Below are 5,411 nucleotides of genomic sequence, written 5' to 3'. Positions count from 1 at the left end.
CGACTCTAAACCCTTATAGGGATTGAAACAGCGACTACAGAAGCTTGATCGAAATAAACAGTAAAGCGAAATCGACTCTAAACCCTTATAGGGATTGAAACAGGGCTAAAATAGCCAGCAATGCCTCCCATTTGCAGCGAAATCGACTCTAAACCCTTATAGGGATTGAAACGAGCGGGCTGTATTTGCGGTTATTGCTCTAGGCGATCGATCCGATTTTCTTGGTCTTGCTGACGAGCGGCTAGCGTAGTGATAAGTTCGGCTAGCTGTTCGCTAATGGATGTTAGCCGTCCGATCGCTGCCGTTGTTTGTCGTTTGTACTCTACTGACTCATTTGCCCATGCTTCGATTGCTCTTGAGTTAGAGTCTACAATCTTGCGAGTCTCATCTAACCCTGCTTCGATTCGGTCTAGTCTGTCTGACATTCGCTTACTCCTGATATCGTGGCTGAATTGCTCTGCCCTTTGATAATAACTACTGTACAGTTATTCGTCAAGTCTTTTTAAAAACTAATTTTAGCAACTCGCGATCGATCTCTGCCAGACGATCTAAAAATGCACCCATCGCGGCTGTTTCGCCATACTCAAAGCCTAGTTCCTTAGCTGTCTCCCTCAGTTTCTCTGCTGTTTCTGGCTTGACTCTATAGGTTTGAGTTATCGTCGGATCTTTTTTGGGTCTGCCCATAATGCTTTTTTACACTGCTACTTAAATGTACTGCACAAAATGGCGATCGGCAACAAAAAAGCGATCGATCCGAGTTTGGATCGATCGCTTTTTCTCGGTACCGTTTAAGGAAAAATATAGATCGTCGCGATCGACCGATCGCGAAATCGACTCTAATCTCCAGTTAACAAGCGACTGCCTAACCCTGAATTTTTGCTGAAAAAGCTTGGCGGAGCGCCGCGAAGACTCGACCATTCATCGTCGTAGGTAGATGGTAGTCATCGATCGATCTCGCTGGCAACAGTTCGGCAATACTGCCAGTGGTAAATGCTTCTGTCGCTCGCCCGAGATCGGCAGGAAACAGATCGCGTTCGATCGTTTTGATGCCGAGCTGGGCAGCCAGTTCGAGAATGACGTGGCGAGTAATTCCCCCCAACATTCCGCGCTGGGGCGTTACCAATACACCATCGATAACGCAGAAAAAATTGCTGCGCGTTGCTTCGGTGATATAGCCGTCGCGATGGGTAAACAGAATATCATCATAATCCGCGCCCGCTACTTGACGCGCCGCATAAAAACCCGTCAGATAATTGGTCGTCTTGAGCATCGGCAACTCTCGATCGTAAGGCACAATTTTCAACCGTTGACCGGATTGATAAATCTCCAGCCCATAGGGAGCCTCTGGATGCTGGGGAACTACCTCATCCTCAAAAATCATCAAATGCGGTCGAAAACTCTGGCAAGCGCTATAACTGGTGCCACTGGGTCGATCGCATTCACCAGCAGTTAGATAAAATTTAATCGCACTGTGGGGATAGGTATTACGGGCGATGATCTGGGTGGCTATTTCAGCCAGTTCTGTTAATGTCGGCAACGGTAGATCGAGCATTTTGGCTCCCCGTTCTAGCCGTTGCAAATGCTCTAGCAGATAAAACGGTCTGCCACCATAAACCCGTGCTAGCTCAAACAAAGTTACACCCCGCGCGAAGCCAAAATCGGTAGGCTCGATCCGGATACTGTCGCGTTCTACATACTGGCTGTCATAATAAGCGATGGACATAGCTCTACGCTCCCAAAATCGAACTCACCTTAGATTAACAGATTAACTAACCTGGAACTCTCATCAGGTCGAAAGGCCGAATTTACCCGATGAGATCGCCGCCGGATCGATCGCCTTTTGGGACAATTTATCAAGATTGGCGAGATAATGATACTTATTACGGCGATCTCGCTGCTGTTGGGTTTGGATGTGCAGATTCAACTCTGGTTGGCTCCGTTATTTCTGAGTTTATCTATTTAAATATGCCAACACCTACAAAATCTCCGCCAATTCCCCACCAAAAAATCGTCATCAAGCTGTTTCACGGCATCACGATCGTCAGTTTATTCTTGATGATTGGTAGCGGACTTCAGATTTATAATGCCACACCTGTATTCGGTGGCAAAGATGGTTGGCAGTTTCCCGATTTTATGACTCTGGGGGGATGGCTGGCGGGTGGTAGGGATTGGCACTTTGCCATGATGTGGGTATTTTCATTTAATTTGCTAATTTATGGCATTTATATCGGCTTGACAAAACGGTGGCAACGGCGATTTGTCTCTAGTAGCGATCTGCAAGTCCTCAAGGTCGGACAAAATCCTAAGCGCAAAACTTATGCTTGGCATCGGCTGATTTATACGAGTATCATTCCGATTTTAATTCTGGCGATCGCGAGTGGATTGGCGATGTATAAACCAGTCCAGTTAGGCTGGTTGGCGAGTTTATTTGGTAATTGGCAAACGCTCCGCACGGTGCATTTTATGACGGTGCCGATTGCCTTAATATTTACAATCGTGCATATGCTAATGGGTTTAAAAGTTGGCGGATTAAGAATCTGGCGATCGATGTTTGTTTGAAAAGTTTAATAAATTTTTCATCTATAGCAGTCCTGTTTAATTTGTAAGAATATTGTAGGGTGTGTTATCGCAAAGCGTAACGCACCGAAGAGTAACTAATTATGAATCCAATCAATCGGCGGCAATTATTACAACTATCTGGTTTTGCAGGCATGGGTCTATTGCTCGATAGTTGTGGCTTAAATCCATACTCCACTGCTGTCGGCAAGGCGATCGATCCGCTCAATCAAAGAGTCGAAGAACTATTGCTCAAACCTCAAGCTTTAGCCCGTGAATATCCAGTTAGCGATATCGATCCCAAGGCATTAATCATTAATAGTTTTACCGATGCACCCGAAATCGATCCGACTACTTTTAAACTAATTATCGATGGTGCGGTGAACCAACCGCTGCAATTAAGTATGAGCGATATTCAAAAGTTGCCATTGCGATCGATGGTAATTCAGCATGTGTGCGTCGAAGGTTGGGCGGCGATCGTCCAATGGGGTGGTGTCGGGTTGAGAGATTTAATCGCTCTCGCACAGCCAAAAAATACAGCTCGCTACGTTTATTTTGAATCTGGAGATGGTTACTACAATAGTTGGGATTTACCTTCAGCAATGCACCCACAAACGCTGTTAGCCTATCAAAAAAATGGTCTGCCGCTACCTGTAGATAATGGTGCGCCACTGCGTCTTGCTGCGCCGATTAAGCTGGGTTACAAGCAAAGTAAATGGGTGACTAGAGTTACCTTACTCGATCGATTACCCACCAAACAGGGTTATTGGGAAGACCAGGGCTATGAGTGGTTTGGGGGACTATAACTAATTTAGGCGGATGCAATGTTCATCCTATTGACAGAAGTGGCTGAGCCGTAAGTCTGTCACAATACTACGCATACGAACTATCCATCACCGATCGCCAAAAAGTTCAACCCGGACAATTATTATTTAGGCTCGACCCCAAAGACTCCGAAAATAAGGTACAGCAAGCCCAATTTACCATCGAGATTCAAATGTATCGATCGAGCTATTTAACATGCAGTTAACCGCATCCAAATTTTTACCACCAGCACTGCGATCGCGAAACTATCGGCTGTTTTTTGCAGGGCAAGGAATCTCGCTGATCGGCTCGTGGATGACTCAATTGGCTACAGTATGGCTGGTTTATCACATTACTAGCTCGCCGTTAATGTTGGGGGTAGTGGGATTTACCAGCCAAATTCCCAATTTTATTTTGACACCTTTTGGTGGGGTATTAGTCGATCGCTTTCCGCGCCATCGGATCTTGCTGACGACGCAAGTGTTATCCATGTTGCAATCATTATCACTAGCAGCTTTGGCATTAACTAATAACATTAATATCGAATCGATTTTAGTTTTAAGCTTTATTCAGGGCGTCATTAGTGCCGCAGATGCCCCAGCGCGGCAAGCCTTTGTGACTGAGCTAGTCGATCGCCCGGAAGATTTGGCAAACGCGATCGCGATTAACTCGACGATGTTTAATGGTGCGCGTTTAATCGGCCCCGCGATCGGGGGATTATTGATTGCGAGAGTTGGGGAAGCTTATTGTTTTTTGATTGATGGCATCAGTTATATTGCGGTGATTGCGGCATTATTAGCGATGCGCTTTCAACCCAAGCAAATGCCCAAAATCGCTGGTAGTCCACTCCAACGAATTAAGGAAGGATTTATCTATGCTTTTGAGTGCCCGCCGATTAGAGCGATTTTATTGTTATCGGCTTTAGTGAGTTTGATGGGGATGCAGTACACGGTACTCGTCCCGGTTTTTGCGGATAAAATTCTCAATGGTAATGCTCAAACATTAGGATTTTTGATGGCAGCTTCGGGAGTGGGTGCTGTCTTTGGTGGTGTTTATTTAGCTACACGCACAACAGTAGTCGGCTTGGGTAAATTGATTATTCTCGGGCCAGCATTACTCGGGATTGGCTTAATTACTTTTTCCTTTTCGCGGTATCTACCCCTGTCCTTATTGGCGATGTTGACGATCGGTTTGGGGATAATTTTACAGGTTGCCTCTGGCAATACAGTACTTCAGACGATTATCGATGATGATAAACGCGGACGCGTGATGAGCTTATACACCATGTCATTTTTAGGCATGGTGCCATTCGGTAATCTCTTGGGTGGATCGATCGCCGATCGCATTGGCGCTCCCAATACACTAACGATTGCGGGGAGTGCTTGTCTGCTGGGTTCGCTGTTTTTTAGTCGTCAATTACCAGCACTAAAGAAGATCGTCCATGCGATTTACGTGCGAAAAGGCATCCTACCCGATTAAATTTGCACTACTTACATCTTGCACCAGATTTCCTCCCAACTCCCAACTCCCAACTCCCAACTCCATCACTAGCAATTTCATACCCCAATCCAGCAACGCCGACAATTAATATCTGGAGTTAAGATGGCAAATTCAAGTGCGATCGGCAACCGCCGCCAAAATCCGAGCCGAGAACCCGATCGAGTCCCGCTGCGAACTTGGATCGGGGTGGGGGCGAGTATGCTCGGTGCGTTTATGGCGGTGTTGGATATTCAGATTACCAACTCGTCGCTACAAGATATTCAAGCCGCTCTAGGGGCGACGCTGGAGGAAGGCTCGTGGATTTCGACTGCTTATCTAGTCGCGGAGATCGTCGTGATTCCGCTGACGGGGTGGCTGTCGCAGGTATTTTCGGTGCGGCGTTATATCCTTGTCAATGCGGCACTATTTATTTTCTTTTCCGTTTGCTGCGCCTCAGCATGGAATTTGCCGTCGATGATTGCTTTCCGGGCGTTCCAAGGGGCGACTGGGGGGATTTTGATTCCGATGGCATTGACGAATATGTTAATCAGCCTACCGCCATCTAAGCAACC

General features: G+C 46.4%; 8 protein-coding genes. 5 read left to right on the top strand and 3 right to left on the bottom strand.

The annotated features are described in order from the left end of the window. Nucleotides 1–191: 191 nt before the first annotated feature. From RMO35_RS05845 to RMO35_RS05835, 3 genes are all read right to left on the bottom strand, one after another. Nucleotides 192–425 carry a hypothetical protein gene (locus tag RMO35_RS05845; protein ID WP_309739254.1) on the bottom strand — a complete coding sequence of 78 codons (234 nt, stop codon included), beginning with the start codon at nucleotides 423–425 and terminating at the stop codon, nucleotides 192–194. Between the two features lie 67 nt (nucleotides 426–492). Next, complete coding sequence (locus RMO35_RS05840; protein ID WP_309739251.1) at nucleotides 493–684, bottom strand: hypothetical protein; 192 nt, start codon at nucleotides 682–684, stop codon at nucleotides 493–495. A 178-nt stretch (nucleotides 685–862) separates the two neighbouring features. Next, nucleotides 863–1,723 (bottom strand): aminotransferase class IV, encoded by an 861-nt coding sequence (locus tag RMO35_RS05835; protein WP_309739249.1) that lies wholly within the window; start codon nucleotides 1,721–1,723, stop codon nucleotides 863–865. Nucleotides 1,724–1,965: 242 nt separating this feature from the next. Here RMO35_RS05835 and RMO35_RS05830 point away from each other — a divergent pair, with 242 nt between their 5' ends. The 5 genes from RMO35_RS05830 to RMO35_RS05810 form a co-directional block, all read left to right on the top strand. Then, entirely contained in the window at nucleotides 1,966–2,559 is a 594-nt protein-coding gene (locus tag RMO35_RS05830) for a cytochrome b/b6 domain-containing protein (protein ID WP_396135612.1), read from the top strand. A 101-nt stretch (nucleotides 2,560–2,660) separates the two neighbouring features. Beyond that, nucleotides 2,661–3,362, top strand: coding sequence for a molybdopterin-dependent oxidoreductase (locus tag RMO35_RS05825; protein ID WP_309739247.1), 702 nt, complete (start codon nucleotides 2,661–2,663; stop codon nucleotides 3,360–3,362). Nucleotides 3,363–3,418: 56 nt separating this feature from the next. Continuing rightward, nucleotides 3,419–3,586, top strand: coding sequence for a biotin/lipoyl-binding protein (locus RMO35_RS05820; RefSeq protein WP_309739256.1), 168 nt, complete (start codon nucleotides 3,419–3,421; stop codon nucleotides 3,584–3,586). Then, entirely contained in the window at nucleotides 3,577–4,839 is a 1,263-nt protein-coding gene (locus tag RMO35_RS05815) for an MFS transporter (RefSeq protein WP_309739245.1), read from the top strand. The genes RMO35_RS05820 and RMO35_RS05815 overlap by 10 nt, the downstream gene beginning before the upstream one ends. A gap of 123 nt (nucleotides 4,840–4,962) precedes the next feature. After that, nucleotides 4,963–5,411 (top strand): MFS transporter (locus RMO35_RS05810; RefSeq protein WP_309739244.1); only part of this gene is annotated, 449 nt, incomplete at its 3' end.

The sequence above is a fragment of the Chamaesiphon sp. OTE_20_metabat_361 genome (genome assembly GCF_031364565.1).
The sequence above is the reverse complement of the archived record's forward strand: the minus strand, read 5'-3'. Positions and strand labels throughout refer to the sequence as shown.

Coding starts and splice junctions, on each gene's coding strand:
- RMO35_RS05845 (WP_309739254.1), bottom strand. CDS start 425: ATGTCAGACAGACTAGACCGAATCGAAGCAGGGTTAGATGAGACTCGC.
- RMO35_RS05840 (WP_309739251.1), bottom strand. CDS start 684: ATGGGCAGACCCAAAAAAGATCCGACGATAACTCAAACCTATAGAGTC.
- RMO35_RS05835 (WP_309739249.1), bottom strand. CDS start 1,723: ATGTCCATCGCTTATTATGACAGCCAGTATGTAGAACGCGACAGTATC.
- RMO35_RS05830 (WP_396135612.1), top strand. CDS start 1,966: ATGCCAACACCTACAAAATCTCCGCCAATTCCCCACCAAAAAATCGTC.
- RMO35_RS05825 (WP_309739247.1), top strand. CDS start 2,661: ATGAATCCAATCAATCGGCGGCAATTATTACAACTATCTGGTTTTGCA.
- RMO35_RS05815 (WP_309739245.1), top strand. CDS start 3,577: ATGCAGTTAACCGCATCCAAATTTTTACCACCAGCACTGCGATCGCGA.